The sequence below is a fragment of the Flavobacterium sp. HBTb2-11-1 genome (assembly GCF_009826975.1).
Lineage (GTDB): Bacteria > Bacteroidota > Bacteroidia > Flavobacteriales > Flavobacteriaceae > Flavobacterium.
Genome location: NZ_WUMO01000010.1, coordinates 67,109 through 84,419, shown reverse-complemented (window position 1 = coordinate 84,419; position 17,311 = coordinate 67,109). Strand labels below are relative to the sequence as shown.

The 17,311-nt window shown below is 36.1% G+C and carries 10 protein-coding genes; 8 read left to right on the top strand and 2 right to left on the bottom strand.

Features of this window, described 5'->3' with window-relative positions; translation table 11 throughout:
* Window positions 1-29 precede the first annotated feature (29 nt).
* Window positions 30-2,468: a TonB-dependent receptor gene (locus GR162_RS19555; protein WP_160783489.1), complete on the bottom strand. Its 2,439-nt coding sequence runs from the start codon at window positions 2,466-2,468 to the stop codon at window positions 30-32.
* Between the two features lie 238 nt (window positions 2,469-2,706).
* Here GR162_RS19555 and GR162_RS19550 point away from each other — a divergent pair, with 238 nt between their 5' ends.
* The 4 genes from GR162_RS19550 to GR162_RS19535 all read left to right on the top strand — a co-directional run bounded on the left by GR162_RS19550 (window position 2,707) and on the right by GR162_RS19535 (window position 10,090).
* Entirely contained in the window at window positions 2,707-3,984 is a 1,278-nt protein-coding gene (locus GR162_RS19550; RefSeq protein WP_008463299.1) for an acetyl-CoA C-acetyltransferase, read from the top strand.
* A gap of 342 nt (window positions 3,985-4,326) precedes the next feature.
* Window positions 4,327-7,242: a PQQ-dependent sugar dehydrogenase gene (locus GR162_RS19545; protein WP_160783488.1), complete on the top strand. Its 2,916-nt coding sequence runs from the start codon at window positions 4,327-4,329 to the stop codon at window positions 7,240-7,242.
* A gap of 91 nt (window positions 7,243-7,333) precedes the next feature.
* Window positions 7,334-9,244 carry a fumarate reductase/succinate dehydrogenase flavoprotein subunit gene (locus GR162_RS19540; protein ID WP_160783487.1) on the top strand — a complete coding sequence of 637 codons (1,911 nt, stop codon included), beginning with the start codon at window positions 7,334-7,336 and terminating at the stop codon, window positions 9,242-9,244.
* A gap of 99 nt (window positions 9,245-9,343) precedes the next feature.
* A complete protein-coding gene (locus GR162_RS19535; protein ID WP_066034940.1) occupies window positions 9,344-10,090 on the top strand; it encodes a succinate dehydrogenase/fumarate reductase iron-sulfur subunit in 747 nt (248 codons plus the stop codon).
* Between the two features lie 213 nt (window positions 10,091-10,303).
* Here GR162_RS19535 and GR162_RS19530 read toward each other — a convergent pair whose 3' ends face one another.
* Window positions 10,304-11,053 carry a 4-hydroxy-tetrahydrodipicolinate reductase gene (locus GR162_RS19530; protein ID WP_066035249.1) on the bottom strand — a complete coding sequence of 250 codons (750 nt, stop codon included), beginning with the start codon at window positions 11,051-11,053 and terminating at the stop codon, window positions 10,304-10,306.
* A 361-nt stretch (window positions 11,054-11,414) separates the two neighbouring features.
* Here GR162_RS19530 and GR162_RS19525 point away from each other — a divergent pair, with 361 nt between their 5' ends.
* The 4 genes from GR162_RS19525 to GR162_RS19510 all read left to right on the top strand — a co-directional run bounded on the left by GR162_RS19525 (window position 11,415) and on the right by GR162_RS19510 (window position 17,311).
* A complete protein-coding gene (locus GR162_RS19525; protein ID WP_119790218.1) occupies window positions 11,415-11,846 on the top strand; it encodes a DUF1810 domain-containing protein in 432 nt (143 codons plus the stop codon).
* A 323-nt stretch (window positions 11,847-12,169) separates the two neighbouring features.
* Complete coding sequence (locus GR162_RS19520; RefSeq protein WP_066034941.1) at window positions 12,170-12,769, top strand: RNA polymerase sigma-70 factor; 600 nt, start codon at window positions 12,170-12,172, stop codon at window positions 12,767-12,769.
* A gap of 68 nt (window positions 12,770-12,837) precedes the next feature.
* Window positions 12,838-13,941, top strand: coding sequence for a FecR family protein (locus GR162_RS19515; protein ID WP_160783486.1), 1,104 nt, complete (start codon window positions 12,838-12,840; stop codon window positions 13,939-13,941).
* 10 nt (window positions 13,942-13,951) lie between these two features.
* Window positions 13,952-17,311 (top strand): SusC/RagA family TonB-linked outer membrane protein, encoded by a 3,360-nt coding sequence (locus GR162_RS19510; protein WP_160783485.1) that lies wholly within the window; start codon window positions 13,952-13,954, stop codon window positions 17,309-17,311.

The following is a 17,311-nucleotide window of genomic DNA, read 5'->3' as shown; positions in this document are numbered from 1 at the left end:
AATCTTAGTCCCTCAGAACCTTAGCCCCTTTAAAACTTATAAGTAACCCCAACTCTAAAATTTCTTGGCGCTTCAGCCTGCCAGTAATAAGCATTTAACCAACTGTAGAATGAACCGCTATATAAATATTTATCTAAGATATTGAATACGTTTGCAGTAACTTTGACTTTACCAGTTTCATAAGATAAACCTCCATCCAATTTAAAGTAAGAAGGTAATTTTTGAAGACCTTCACTCCAAGTATCCGTCTGACGTCCGTCAAGGAAAGTTCCTCCTATAGAAGCGCCAAAACCTTTCAGTTTACCATTTTGAAGCGTATAATTTAACCATGCATTTGCTGTATGTTTTGCATAACCAGGCACAATATCTCCAACATTAATACCATTAGCTTGAGAAACAGCTGGATCAACTTTAGTTACCGTTGATTCTGTAAAGGCATAATTTGCAATAAGATTTAAGCCATCAAAGATTTTTCCTCTAACATCAAATTCAACACCGCGAGCTCTTTTTTCTCCCAAAACAATTTTATACTGTTCGTTTGGCTGATTACTAGGATCTGCTGTTAGCTCATTTTTCTTTAAGATATTGTAAACCGATAAACTTGTATTCCAAGAACCGTCAAACCAATCTTTTTTAAGTCCAAATTCAACATTATTTCCAGTAAGAGGTTTTACATCGCCATTTCTCACTACACCAGACTGAGGTGTAAAAGCTTGATCATATAATCCGTAAACTGCAAAATCATCAGTAATAGAATAACTTAAACCAGCACGAGGCGTAATATGACTATCCTCTATTGGTTCTGCCTCGTAGCTGCTAGTTTGGCTAATCCAAGTATATCTTGCAGCAAGAGTCAATCTTAATCTATTTTCTAAAAAGCCAAGCTCATCCTGAACATAACCAGCCGCATACTTCGAACCGTAAAGTCCGCCTGCTCTTTGGCTTAAAGGAGTATCGTGATCAAATTGCGGTAAACCATTTGATGGCGTACCATAATTTGGATTATAAACATTAAACGGATTATCAACAGTATCTAAATCATGCGATTGTCCCCAATCTGCCATATAATCTTTGCTTCCTAAATCTATCCCTCCTAATATTTTATGAGAAACATTTCCTGTATTGAATTTTCCGTTTACGAAAATCTGACCTAAATACATATTACTTTCCGCATCCCAAATACCAACATTTCTGATAATCTCACCAGTAGCAAGGTTTCCTTCAGGAACGCCATCAAAATTTCTATCAACTGGTCCAGGACCAACAACACCTGGCCAAGAGCTGTATCCTTGCTGAAGGTATTTAAAATATGATGTTTGCGCTGTAAGTTTCCAATTTTCATCAAACTTATGTTCGAACTGTAGATATCCACTATGATCTTGAATGTTTGTATCTGGCAATCCTGGCTGTGTCATTGTAAAATTGCGAGGTAAAGTTGCATAACCTCCTGATTGTGGTCCAAAAACATAGTAAGAACCTACTTCGGTCATATTTGCATATTGAAAGTTGTATTCAAATGTCAATTTTGTTTTATCATCAATCTGATAAGAAATTACAGGAGCAATTACGTAACGGTCGTTATGCTCAAACGGACGGAATGATCCTTTCTTTTGTGCCGCTCCATTAAAACGGTATAATAATTTTCCTTTTTTATCTAATTTCCCGTCAAGGTCTAAACTTACTCTGTAGAAATCATAGCTTCCTACCATAGCACTTACCTCACCTTTAGTCACTCCCGTAGGTTTTTTAGTCACCACGTTGTATAATCCGCTTGGGTCACCGCTTGAAAGCATAAATCCTGCTGGACCTTTTACAAACTCGATATGATCCACAAAACTCATATCTTCTGTTAATGGTCCCCAGAAAGAAGAAACTACATTAAAACCATTTCTAAAAGCTTGAATTTGAGAACCTCTCATTGTAATATTCGTATACAAATCTCCCCAGTGCTCCAAACGTACAGCACCACTCACGTTACGAATTACACCATCGCTCATACTTGTGATCTGCTGATCTTTTAAGGTTTGACCGCTTACAATTTGTATGTTTTGAGGAATTTCTAAAACTGGAGTCTGAAGACGCAATGACAATGAAGGTTTGTCTTGCTTGTATTTATTCTTTTTAATTACCACTTCGTCAAGATCTTCTTGGCTTTCAGAAAGAGTAAAATTCTTAGTCGTAGTCTGTTTAGAATTTACTACAATTTTATCTTCAATAGACTGAATTCCTACTCCATTTAATACAATGGTATATGTTCCTGGCTTTACATTTTTAATTTCATAATGTCCTGAAACAGTTGTAATATCTGAATATTTTGTTCCTTTTAGAGCTACAGCTATATTTTCTGCTGGTTTATTGCCACTCAAAGAAACTTTCCCGTTTACAGTTCCAAGCTGTTGTGCCATTAAATTTAATGAGCTCAAAAACAGCACAAAAAAATAAACTTTTGGATTTAAAATTATTTTCATTTGGTTTTGATTTTAAATTGAGCGACAAAAATATACGCAAATCTCAACTTTTCCAAATTATTTTAATTCATTCTAAATAAATACAACAAATTATACTAAATCAGTAATAATAAATTTTAAAGCAGGCATCTTTAAGTTATTTCCTGATAATATTAATCTAGATTAAGCATCAAACCGAAATCTATTTCTATCTTTATAGTTCTAAATTTCAAAAACCAAAAACAAATAACTTCCTGATATGAAATCAAATACCATAAGAAAAGTTGCCATTGTCGGCTATAACAGAATTCCTTTTGCAAGAGCTAATACGGCTTATTCCAATGTAGGAAACAAAGAAATGATGACCGCTGCACTCAATGGTCTTATTGATAAATACAATCTAAAAGGGAAATTATTAGGCGAAGTTGCAGGAGGCGCCGTAATCAAACATACTTACGACAACAATTTGATTCGCGAATGTGTCATGCAAACCAGTCTTGACCCCGCTACTCCTGCTTGCGATTTACAGCAAGCCTGCGATACGGGAATTGAAAGCGCTATTTATATTGCAAATAAAATTGCACTCGGACAAATCGATTCTGGAATTGCGGGTGGTGTAGATTCTATCAGTGATATGCCGATTGCTGTGAGCGAGAAACTTCGAAAAATATTGCTAGATGCCCGAAAAGCAAAATCATTGGGAGAAAAAATCAAAACCTTTCTAAAACTTCGTCCGAAAGATTTATCTCCATTAGTGCCTCGAAATGAAGAATCACAAACGGGACTTTCTATGGGCGGACATACTGAAATCACTGCAAAATATTATAAAATTTCCCGCGAAGAGCAAGATCAATTTGCTTTAAAAAGTCATTTGAATATGGCTAAAGCGTATGATGAAGGCTTTTTTGATGATATGATTACGCCTTTCAACGGCTTGGAAAAAGATAATAACCTTAGAAGAGACAGTACCATTGAAAAATTAGCCAAACTAAATCCTGCTTTTGATAAAGTAAACGGAACTCTTACCGCAGGAAATTCAACTCCATTGACAGACGGGGCTTCTTGTGTGCTTCTAGCTAGCGAAGAATGGGCAAAAGAACAGGGACTTCCTATTTTGGCTTATATTACTTTTGGTGAGATTGCGGCTATAGAATACGTCAAAAATCAGCAGAATCTATTGCTTGCGCCTTTATTTGCAGTTTCAAGAATGCTTGAAAAAGCAGATTTAACTCTTCAAGATTTTGATTACTACGAAATTCACGAAGCTTTTGCAGCGCAGGTTTTAGCTACTTTAAAAATTTGGGAAAGTCCAGAATTGAGTGCCGAAATTGGCTTAAAGAAAACTTTAGGCGCTATTGATCGAAATAAACTAAATGTAAAAGGCAGCAGTTTGGCGGCAGCACATCCTTTTGCAGCAACTGGAGGAAGAATTATTGGCGTAATGGCAAAACTGCTTAACGAAAAAGGTTCTGGAAGAGGATTAATTTCTATTTGTGCCGCTGGCGGACAAGGAGTAACGATGATAATTGAGAAATAATTCCTCTTTCACAATTTAATTTTATAATCTGCTAAATCTGCGGGAAAAGAAACCACGCAGATTTAGCTTTTTTTTTAAAATATCCCTAAAATGAATGATATAAAATTTGGAAGGAAGAGATTATTCATCAGAAAAAAAATGCAAAATAAATCTTCTTCAGTAGTTTTTTCCAACAATTCAAAACACTACAAAAACTTTACAAAATAATTCTAACAGTCAAGTATTCCTAATCCAAATCAGGCTGTTATTCTGTCTAAAGAAAACATAACATTAGAATCTTAAATAATTATACAGAAAAGGGGTAAATTTGAGTACCCAAACCTATAAAATTTCTGAATAATTATGAGAAAAAATCTACTATTTAAAATTCAAAAGCGATTTAGGCAATTCTTATCTATTGCTGTATTATTTATTTACTCCCTATCCTATTCGCAGTACATTACCCAAAACCTTGCTCCAACAGCTGTAATAAAAGAAGGACTTGCGCTGGAACAATCTTCTGACGGAAGAATTTTCATAGCAGAAAGAGCGGGTATTGTAAAAGTATTCCAGAACAATGCAGTGTCTACTGTTTTTACCGTAACAACTGTTACAGATAACGAACAAGGTTTACTCGGATTAACCTTGCATCCGAACTTTGCTACAAATGGTTACGTTTATGTTTTTTATTCTATAAATGACGCAAATGTAATTCGACATAGAATTGAAAGAATTAAGATTGATGCCAACAACCAAGTAATCAACAGGCAAGAAATTTTGCTTTTGGAACCTATTGGAGGCGGTTTTCATAATGGTGGCGACCTGAAATTTTTTAACGGCTATCTTTATGTAACAGTCGGTGATAGTCAGCTGAATACCAATTCACAAGATTTGGATACTTACAAAGGAAAAATTCTCCGCTTGACTGAAGACGGACAGCCAGCGCCAGGAAATCCTTATTATGGAAGCGGTTCTATACAAAGACAAAGCATTTGGGTGTACGGTTTTAGAAACCCATGGAGATTAGTTGCCAACGAAACTGCCAACAAACTATTTGTCTTAGATGTTGGAACTTCATGGGAAGAAGTAAACGAAATCAGTAATCCGACAATACGCAATTATGCGTGGGGTCATCCTCAAGGAGGCGACGGAAAACAAACCGAAACCAACTTATTTACCAATCCAATCTTTACATATGCTACTGGAAGTATCGGAAATGCTTTGACTAATGGCGTACTTTATAATCCTGCCATATCTCGTTATCCAAATCTTCAAGGAAAATTTATCATTAAAGATTTTGTACGAACAGAAATTAGGTCTTTTGATCCAAACGTTGCCGATCCTGTTTCGACGGTATTTTTTACCGCTCCGCAACAGCAGGCTCTTGGAATGATGTTAGGCAATGACGGTTATATTTATTATTGCGCATATGGAAATAATGGTTCGCTGATTAAGCTGGATTATATAGAAACTGCAGCACCAACAATAGTAAATCATCCACTTTCACAATCTATAATGGAAACCAAACCTGTAACTTTTACAGTTTCGGCAAGTGGAACGGGTTTAACCTATCAATGGCAATATAATAATGCCAATATAAACGGGGCAACTGGTGCAAGTTATACTATTCCAAACGTAACAACGGCAAATGCCGGAAATTATAGAGTAATAGTCACCAATACCGCGGGAAATGTAACCAGTAATCAAGCAGTATTAACGGTAACGCCATTTAGCAATGCACCTACGGTTTCTATTGTTTCTCCATTACCAACATTAAAATGGAATGCTGACGATATTATTTATTTCGAAGCCACAGCAAACGATGTTGAAGACGGAGCACTACCTGCAAGTGCTTTTTCGTGGAGCATGGATCTTTTTCACGAAGACGTTCCAGGAGCAGGACATTCGCATCCAGGAGCAAGTCCGCAGGGTGTAAAATCAGGCAATTTTACCGCTTCTAACCAAGGCGAAAAAACACCAAATGTTTGGTATCGCTTTACGGTAAAAGTAACCGATAGCAACGGATTGACAGCAACAAGTTTTGTAGACATTAAACCGAATTTGGTTGACGTTACGGCAGCAAGTTCGCCAGTACCCCTTAATTTAGAATTCAACCAAAAACCAGTTACTGCGCCTTCTACAAAACAGGTTGTAGCCAATGCTGCTTTACAGACTCTAAACGCTCCAACACCCCAGTATGTAGGCAATATCCGTTATGATTTTGATCATTGGAGTCAAGGCGGAACGGCCAATCAAACCTTTAAGGCTCCAGCCTCAGTAGCAATTACCTATACCGCATTTTATACCCCAACTACACTTCAGAATGCACCTTATCAGGGAATAATTGCGCAAATACCTGGAACTATAGAAGCCGAAAATTATGATATTGGCCCAGAAGCTATTTTCGATATCAATGCTGGCGGAGATACGGCTTACAGACCAGGCGACCGTGTTGGAACTGAAGCTTGTAACGAAGGCGGATTCAATTTGGCTTATGTCGTAAAAGATGAATGGCTGAAATATACCGCCAAAGTAAATACAACAGGAAATTACACGATAAATTTAAGAATTGCTACTCCTTACAACACCAGAAAACTACATGTAAAAGTAGATGGCACAAACCTAACTGGAACTGTCAATATACCTAATACAGGAGGTTTTCAGAACTGGCAGACTGTCGCAATTCCTAATATAGCTTTGACACAAGGAACTCATGTGATCACTTTATATTTTGAAGAAAATGATATCAATGTCAATAAAATGGAATTTGTCCTTTCAGGAAGCACCACTGCTCCTATTGCCGATTTTGAATATAGTCCGCAAATGGGATGTTTGAATACTGCTGTAACCTTTACTTCAGTTTCTGTAGGCACTGTTGATTCTTATTCATGGAATTTTGGCGCTGGGGCACAACCGCAAACTGCAACTGGAATTGGTCCGCATTCTGTTATTTTTTCTACAGAAGGAGATCGAGAAATTTCTTTAACTGTTACTAATTCAAATGGAAATAATACTAAAAAAGTTAGCTACGAAGTTCATAATTGTAATCTTGGAGTAGAAAATCCGGATGCAGAATCCAATAAAATTATCGTTTATCCAAACCCGTCAAAAGGAATATTTCATTTATCAAAAGAGCTAGAATGGACTATCTATTCAGTTACAGGAAGTAAAATTAAACAAGGAGCAGGAAATATTATTTCGATCTCCGAATATCCTTCAGGCATTTATTTCATAAAATCTAACACAACGAGTAAAGCCATGATAATCAGTAAACAATAATTTCATTTTATAAGATTTTTATAGTATATTGGAGTCCCTAAAGTATAGTTGCTTTTAAAGTTTTGCATCAATTCATTTTAAAACAATAAAAATGATGGAATCAAAAATACCCGAAGGACCACTTTCAGAAAAATGGAGTACTTATAAATCGAAAGCTAAACTGGTAAATCCAGCAAATCGGAAAAAACTTAATATTATAGTCGTGGGTACAGGTCTTGCAGGAGCTTCATGCGCTGCATCGCTGGCAGAACAAGGCTATAATATTAAGTCTTTTTGTTTTCAGGACTCTCCTAGACGTGCGCATTCTGTTGCTGCACAAGGAGGTGTAAATGCTGCCAAAAACTACAAAAATGATGGCGACAGTACTTTCAGAATGTTTTACGACACTATAAAAGGCGGCGATTTTAGATCTCGTGAGGCCAATGTTTATCGCTTGGCCGAATGTTCTGCTGCTTTAATTGACCATGCTGTCGCACAAGGAGTTCCTTTTGCAAGGGAATATGCGGGATATTTAAACAACAGATCTTTTGGAGGCGTTCAGGTTTCTCGAACTTTTTATGCTAGAGGACAGACAGGACAACAGCTTTTATTAGGAGCTTATCAAGCCTTGGAACGTCAGGCAGCTTTGGGAAAAGTATCTTTGTACACCCGTCACGAAATGCTCGAACTTGTGGTCATTGATGGCAAAGCCAAAGGCATAATTGCACGAAATCTTGAAACTGGCAAATTGGAACGCCATGCTGCAGATGCTGTTGTTCTGGCTTCTGGCGGTTACGGAAAAGTATATTATCTGTCTACTTTAGCTATGGGCTGTAACAGTTCTGCCATTTGGCGCGCGCACAAAAAAGGCGCATTTATGGCTGGTGTAAGCTGGATTCAATTTCATCCTACTTCATTGCCGCAGCATGGTGAAAATCAATCCAAACTGACTTTAATGTCTGAATCGCTTCGAAATGACGGACGAATCTGGGTTCCAAAAAAAGCCGCAGATGACCGAAATGCAAATGCCATTCCCGAAGAAGAGCGTGATTATTATTTAGAGCGTCGTTATCCTTCATTTGGAAATCTGGCTCCAAGAGATATTTCGTCAAGAGCCGCAAAAGAAAGAATTGATGCCGGCCATGGCGTTGGACCTATGAAAAATGCAATCTATCTCGATTTCTCAGATGCAATAAAAGCGCAGGGAAAAGATAAAATTGAAGCCAAATACAGTAATCTTTTTGCTATGTACGAAAAGATTACAGGCATAAACGCTTACAAAGAACCGATGCTGATTTCGCCTTCGGCGCATTTTACCATGGGCGGACTTTGGGTCGATTATGAGCTTATGACTACAATTCCAGGCTTGTTTGCTTTAGGTGAAGCTAATTTTGCGGACCATGGAGCAAATCGTCTTGGGGCAAATTCACTACTTCAGGCTTGTGTCGATGGTTATTTTATTGCTCCCTACACTATTCCGAACTATTTGGCAGGCGAATTGAATTTGCCTAAACCTGATATTTCGCATCCCGCATTTGAAGAAGCTGAAAAAACAGTGAGAAGACAGCTGGATCGTTTTTTACATACCAACGGAACACTTTCTGCAGATTATTTCCATAAAAAAATCGGACGTCTTTTGTATGAAAAATGCGGTCTTTCGCGAAGCAGAGAAAAACTAGAAGAAGCAATAGTCGAAATTCGAGAACTCAAAGCTTCATTTGAAAAAGATCTCAGAATTACAGGCGATAACACTTTAAACAGCGAACTTGAAAAAGCGGGACGAATTGCAGATTATATAGAATTGGCCGAATTAATGTGCTACGATGCCTTACAGCGTGAAGAATCTTGCGGCGCACACTTTAGAGAAGAATATCAAACCGCTGACGGCGAGGCTGTCCGAAACGACGATGAATTCTGTTATGTCTCGGCTTGGGAATGGAAAGGTTTAAATAACGAACCTGAACTTCACAAAGAACCTTTAACCTTTGAATCGGTAGAACTTGCAGTGAGAAGCTATAAATAAAATGGTGAATTGTTAATTGTAAATTATTAATTAACAACTCATAATTCATAATTCATAATTCATAATTCATAATTCATAATTCATAACTCATAATTATCTATGAAACTTTATCTAAAAATATGGCGACAGTTTAATTCTTCTACAAAAGGAGAAATGACCGATTATGAAATTGATGGAGTATCAGAACATATGTCGTTTCTAGAAATGCTGGATCTTTTAAATGAGTCTCTTATTCAACAGGGAGAACGCGTGATAGAGTTTGATCATGATTGCCGTGAAGGAATCTGCGGACAATGTGGGGTCATGATTAACGGCCGTGCTCACGGACCTCTTAAAAACACTACAACCTGCCAGCTTCACATGAGAAGTTTTAAAGATGGAGATACTATATATATTGAACCATTTCGAGCAAAAGCTTTTCCCGTTTTACGCGATTTGAAAATTGACCGCAAAGCATTTGATTCCATTATTGCTTCAGGAGGTTTTATTGGCGCTTCGACGGGTCAGGCTCCCGAAGCCAACAGCATTCCGATTTCGTATGAAACCGCCGAAGCTGCTTTTGATGCCGCGGCCTGCATCGGATGCGGAGCTTGTGTAGCTTCATGCAAAAATGCCAGCGCAGCTTTGTTTGTTGGCGCCAAAATAACGCATCTAGCGCTTTTACCGCAAGGAAAATTAGAAGCTCCTAAACGTGCCGTTTCAATGGTAAAACAAATGGATGAAGAAGGATTTGGAGCGTGTTCGGATACTAGAGCCTGCGAAATAGAATGTCCGCAAGGAATTTCGGTACTTTCAATTGCTAAAATGAATTTGGAGTATATGAAGGCTTTGACTTTTAGGAAGTAAGTTTTTTTTTTGTCGCAAAGACGCAAAGCCGCAAAGCTTTTCTTTTTTTAGTTTTTTAAATTTTAAAAACTTTGCGACTCTGCTTCCGATAGCTATCGGGATTGTGAGATTCAATTGTACTTTAAATACATTGCGTTTATCCTTGGACTCCGCTCAGGAAGACAAAAAAATCCGTATAAAAAAACTTTGTGCCTTAGCGTCTTCGTGGCAAAACTACACCGTAAAATAAGGCGTCAGGATATCTTCAAAATTATATAATCCTTTTTCTTTCTCTTTCAGATTTTCGGCCACAAAAATAACTCCGTTTCCAAAAGCTTCTCTGGAAATCGATTCGTGAATTAAACGCACGGTTTGAAAAGGAAAACCAAAAATAACTTCATGTTTACCTACAATTCCTCCTGCCCTAACCGAATTAATATTTTCTTTATCTACATCAAGCGCTTCTGCTATTTTTACTGCTGTTCCAGATGTTCCTTGTTTCGTTTTAAAATGTTCTTCATTCACTTCAATATCGACCCAAGGTGCAATTTTCTTTAAAAACTTGGCTGCAAACAATAAATAGTTCACTCCCAAAGTAATATTTGGTGACCAAAATACAGTAGTTTTTTTCGAAAGCTTTTTCAGGAAAGCCAACTCTTTATCTTTATAATGTGAAATAGCAGAAATAATTTTCACTTGCTTTTTTGCAGCTACTTCTCCATATGTATATATGCCTTGATGTGACGAAAAATCGATAATGACATCAACAGGATGTTTTTCTAATAATTCTTCTATAGAAGTTTTAGAACTAGAATAGATTAAGCCGGGTTCTTCTGACTGCACTCCAAAAAATTCTGGAACCGATCTGTGTTCTAAAACCGTACTTTGGCGTAAAACCCATTCTAAACAGAATTTTTTATTTTCTAATAATATTGAAGCTACTGATTTTCCAGTTTTTCCGAATCCGATTAATCCTATTTTCATAAGCATTTATTTTTTTATGGGCGAAGCTTGCCCGGTTGAAAATATTGATATTGTAAGATGGCCAATATCAAGTCTAATTTTATTTTTTCGGACAGTTTTTAAACCGTCTGTTTATAAAAATAGAAAAATCATAACAGAACCACCAATTAAAAATGCTTTTTATAACAATTAAAAAATTAATTAATACAACTTTATCTGTTAATGTACTATAAAAGCATAAAATTTTACAGCAAATTGCTTTTTTAAATTATCTCATTTAAAATGTTAAAAATTGGCTTTAAAAAATAAGTTTCGCACTATACAAGTAAACATATTTTGACTAGATTTATGACCTGATATCCCCAAATTAATATCGTAAATAATGGCTTACAATAACAATGGATTACTTCGTTTTTTAGATGCTCAAAACAAATTGTACTTAACAGCTCTAGACGAAATTAAAAATGGCAAAAAAGAGTCTCCTTGGATGTGGTTTATTTTTCCTCAAATAAAAGGAATGGGTTCGAGCGATACATCTAAATTTTACGAAATCAAAAATGCCGACGAAGCAATTGCTTTTCTTGAACATCCCATTTTAGGAAAACATCTTTTAGAAATTACTTCTGAATTAATTAAAAAAGAAGAAAACGTATCAGATATTTTTGAAAGCATAGATGTAGAAAATCTTCAATCTTGTATGACTTTATTTGCCAGCGTTCAAAATACAGAACCAATTTTTCAGGAAGTGCTTCATAAATACTTTGACGGTTCTTCTGATTTTCATACACTGCAATTATTGTATAGCAATCTTTAATGTTTTTTATAACTGCAAAGGCGAAATCCCAATAGCTATCGGGATACGCAAAGAACGCAAAGTTTTTTTTGCCAAAGCTTTGCGAACTTTGCGTTTTAATTAAGCATTACATAGAATAAACCATTGCGCACTTTGCGGTTAAAATAGCGGTTAAACAAGTACACAAATAAACCTATTCTGAATAATTTTTTCAAGAAACATCTTTATTTTTATTTTATTTAGAATTAATATAAATAAACTTTTATATTTGCCGCTTTCTGAGCAAAATTGAGTTGTTTTTAAAATTTACTTAATATTGCTTTTTCCAAAGTAAATTTCGTTTAATGAATAAGAATGTCCGTTTCGAATTAGATCTTTTCCATTCCTTTAAGGAAGGCGACGAAACTGCATTCAAGTTTTTTTACGATAAATATTTTAAGAGAATCCAGTCTTTCAGCATTCAGTTTATTTATGATCAGGACGAAGCTGAAAATCTGGCTCAGGAAGCCTTACTACACCTATGGCAAAGCAGAGAAAATGTGGAGTCTATAAACGGAATCCAAGCTTTCTTGTTTACTTATGCCAAATCAAAATGCTTGAATTTGATCCGCCACAACAAAGTGAAGAACAAATTCAAAAATGACCTCTTAAACCACAAAGAAAGAGAATTGAATATTGAAGTTTTAAATTCAATTCAGTTCGACCCTCTAGAATTAACCGAACTAGAACGCATTATTCAGGAATCTATCAGCTATCTGCCTCCAAAAACCAGAGAAGTTTTTATTAAAAAACGCTTTGAAAATAAAAAAAATGCAGAAATCGCCGAAGAATTGGGAGTCTCGCTAAAAGCCGTAGAAGCCCACATGACAAAGGCTTTAAAAATTCTAAAGACCAGATTATCTGATTATTTGTTCTTAATTTTTATCCTTATTTATAATAATTAAGAATAAAAAGATAGGGTATTTTAATTCTGAGGTGTACTTACAATGTGAGAAGTTTAAAAAAAGCAGACATGACATCGGAAATAATAAGCAAATACCTTTCAAATGAAGCTTCGGAACAAGAAGTTCAGGCACTTTTTGACTGGATCGAGGCATCTGACGAAAACAAAAATCAATTTATAAAGGCTAAGAAGATCTGGGCATTAATCACTCTTTCTTCTGATTTATCTATTGAAACCGCTCCGGTAATCCAGATGCAACCCAAAAATAAAATCAGACAGTATGTACAGTACGCTGCGATATTTTTAGTATTTCTGGGATTAGGAACGACTATTTTCTTATTGAACAAAACAACTGAAAATCCAAAAGAAATTGTTCTGGAATTGGGCGACGGCCGTCTGGAATATTTATCTGGAAAAGCTCAGACTGCTTTGCTAAATGATAAAGGCGAATTGATTGCCAAAAAATTTCCGAATGAAATTGTTTATTTTGGTAAAGTCGCAGATCAAAAAGTGATTTACAACACCCTCTCTGTTCCGTACGGAAAACGTTTCAAACTTAAACTCTCAGATGGTACTATTGTGAGTTTAAACTCGGGAACAAATTTACGTTATCCAGAACAGTTTGGTCTAAATGGAAACCGAGATGTATACTTAACCGGTGAAGCATTTTTTGAAGTGGCAAAAGATAAAATGCATCCGTTTATCGTTCATGCAAATCATGCAGATATTGAAGTTCTCGGGACTACCTTTAATGTGAGCGCATATCCTGAAAACCCTACTGTTAATAGTACATTAATTGAGGGAAGCATTCGAATGTCTGAAGCTGCTAATTCTACCAACGTTATTCTGTTAGAACCAAATCAAATGGCAACATGGCAGAATAACTCGAAAAAACTGGCTGTAAAAGAAGTCGATCCAGCCTTTTATGTTGCCTGGACAAAAGGTGAGCTTGCTTTTAAAGACACGCCATTTTCTATAATCGCTAAAATTATTCAGCGTACTTATGATGTTGAAATTATCAACGAAAATTCTGATTTGGCCAAACAGAATTTCACAGGTACAATTAAAATTAGCGAATCTAGTGTCGAGAACATTTTAGACCTCCTAAAACGTGACACGCCTTTTAATTATTCAATTGACCAAAAAACCATTACAATTACCAATCCGCGATAAATACATAACCATGACATTTACGATACTGCCCTTTTTAAGAAAAATTCTGTTTTTCTTAGCCATTCTCTTATCTGGATTTAAAGGATTTTCTCAGAATAAACTCATAACATTACACGTAAAAAATAAACCTATAAGCCTAATTATCAAATCTATTGAAGAACAAAGTGATTTTAGAATCATTTATAATGCAAAAAAAATAGATACCGATCAATTAGCTGATTTAGATGTCAATAATGCCACCTTAGAAACAGCTTTAAAGAAGTTGCTGAAAGGCACGAATATCTCCTACTACATTCAGAAAAAGCAAGTTTTATTGACAGATGCGACTCGAGTTGATAAATCTAATTCTGGTAACCAGGAAACTGAACGGATGATTAAAGGAACAGTTTACAGCGCAAAAGACAAACAGCCTCTTCCTGGTGCCACTATTCGCGTAAATGGAACTGGAATGGGTGCCATAACCGATTCAAATGGAAAATTTGCTTATGAACTAAAAGGCGAAAACATTAAGGATCAGATTCTTGAAGTTGCTTATTTAGGAATGGAACCACAATCGCAAACAGCGGGTTACAAAAAAGAATTTGTTTTTTATCTTCAAGAAGTTACAGATGAATTGAATCCTGTTATCATTACTTCTTCTTATGGAACTACAAAATTAAAAGAAGAAATTGTCGGAAGTATTTCGACTTTACAGGCAAAAGACATCGCAGTTGAACAGGCTTCTGAAAGTTTTGACAAAATGATTACAGGACAAATTGCAGGGGTTTTGGTCGAAAATACTTCTGGTGTTGGCGGACCAGTTAAAATCAATATTCGCGGGCAAGGAACTTTATCTTCTTTAAGCGGTGCCATTTCAGGAACTTCTTCTCAGCCTCTCTTTATTGTTGACGGTGTTGTAATGAGTGAGGAATATGCTATTGACAGCGCCAATTTTAACGGAAGTGGTGATTTTGCCGAAAATCTGGCAAATCCTTTAATGAAAATTGCACCAGAAAATATCGAAACTATTTCTGTTTTAAAAGATGCCGCAGCAGTTGGAATTTATGGTGCTGATGGAGCTAATGGCGTGATTTTGATTACAACTAAAAAGGGTAAAAAAGGAAAAACACAATTTGGTTTTTCAAATCAGCTTGGAGTTTCTTCTGCCATTAATCAGATTAAATATTTAAGCGGAGAGCAATACACAGAACTGCGAAATGAGTTTATGAAGAATACTACACCTGGTTATGTTCCCGTTTCTTACAACGGCATTAACACAGATTGGTTCAATATATTAAACCGCGCAGGAATATACAATAAGTATAATTTTAATGTTTCGGGTTCTACTTCTAAATTTTCGTACCGTACAAACATAAGCTATACGAAAATTGACGAACCGCAGGTCGGAAATGAAACCAAACAGCTAAATGCTGGAATAAACTTAGGTTATAATTCTGATAAATGGGATATTAATTTGATGCTGAACCCAAGTTTTGTACAAAAAGATGCTCCAAACATCTTTTATAGTTTTGCCTACCTTCCAACCCTTGCCGTTTATAATGCTGATGGCTCTTATGCCGATTTGGGCGTAAGCGGTTCTACTAGGGGAAATCCTTTGGCAGCAATTGAGCAAAACAAAAACGAAGCGCAAACTTTTGGTCTTTTAGGAAGTCTGAATTTATCTTATAAACTTAATAAAAACATTAGATTCTCTACTCTTTTTGGTATGGATTATACCGATAAAGAACAGGATCGATACTTCTCTGCAGCAAATGAAAGCGGAGAGTACAATGGCACTTTTATGTTGGATGGAATTTCACGTCCAGCTTGGGGGCGCCGTCTTATCAATCAGAGAAATTCTACAAAATGGAACTGTCAAGGACAAGCTTTATTCAATAAACAATGGAACGAAACTCATGAAATTGATGGTATAATTGGTTTTGAACTTGCTGAAGATAAAACCGATTTCAATTACAAATCTGGAGTTGGATTTTTGAATCCAGAATATATTCATAAAGTGTCTGAAGCAATAAGAGACGACAATCCTGATACACCTGAAAATGAATCTACGAGCGGACAAAGCTACCGAAGCGAAATAAGCTATAACTCCAGAGTTTCTTTGTTTTCACAGTTAAATTACAATTACAAAAAACGTTATTTCTTATTGGCCAATTATCGTCGCGATCAGAGTTCTGTTTTTGGAGATGATACTGATGTGGCTCATAACGGAGGTTTAGGCGCAGGATGGATTATTAGCAACGAGAACTTTTTAAGCTCTAATTCTTGGATCGATTTCTTAAAATTAAAAGCAAGTTATGGTACAACAGGAAATTCAAAAATTGGTTCGTACAGATCTAAAGGATTATACAATGTAAGTCAAAACGGATACAATGGCGGTACTGAAGCAACGCCTGGAGCAGCGCCGAACGGAAGATTAAGCTGGGAAAAAAACACAAAATTCAACGCTGGATTTGATTTTAATGTTTTCAAAAGAGTCGAGTTGACTTTAGAATATTACTATGACAATAAAAGCAATTTGATTACAGCTAGAGATATTCCTACCGAAACGGGTTATGGTTCTATACAATTAAATGCTGCAAGCATGTACAACAAAGGTTTTGAACTGACTACAAGAATTAAATGGGTAAAAAGCAACGCCTTTAAATGGACAACGGCATTTAATATTTCTACAGTAGACAGCAAAGTAACCGACTTAAAAGGTTTGGGAAGTGACTATTCTGCATCAAATCTCGCATTGGCACAAAAAATTGGCTACAGCACTACAACACTATGGGGAGTCAAATGGGTAGGTGTAGATCCAGCTACAGGAAGAGATCTTATTCAAAAAAATGGTCAGGTTTACGATGCGAAAACGTATGGCGAATTATATACGATTGCCGACTGGGAACCCATTGGAGACAAACAGGCAGATGCCTATGGTGGTTTCTATAATAATTTCACTTTCTACAATAATCTAACTTTATCTATTAGAGGTGATTATCAAATTGGCGGTGATCTTTTAGCATCAAATGTTCTTATAGATCAATATAACGTAACATCAAATAGAAACCTTTCTGTAAATGCCTACGATTACTGGAGAAATCCTGGTGACAACGTTACACAATCTGCTGTGACGCTTTCTCCAATAATAACCAACTTAAGCAAGTATGTTTATGATGCGACTTATATCAGAATCAGTAATATTAATTTAAGTTATAATGTGCCGTTAAAAAAGACTTTTCTGGATGCACTTTCTGTATTTGCTGATGCTACAAATGTGGCGTATTGGTACAAAGAAAAAAGTCCAAAAGGATTGAACGGCGTGCGAGAGTATAGTTTTATTTATCCGCAGGCAAGAACAATTTCTCTAGGGGTTAATGCTAAATTTTAA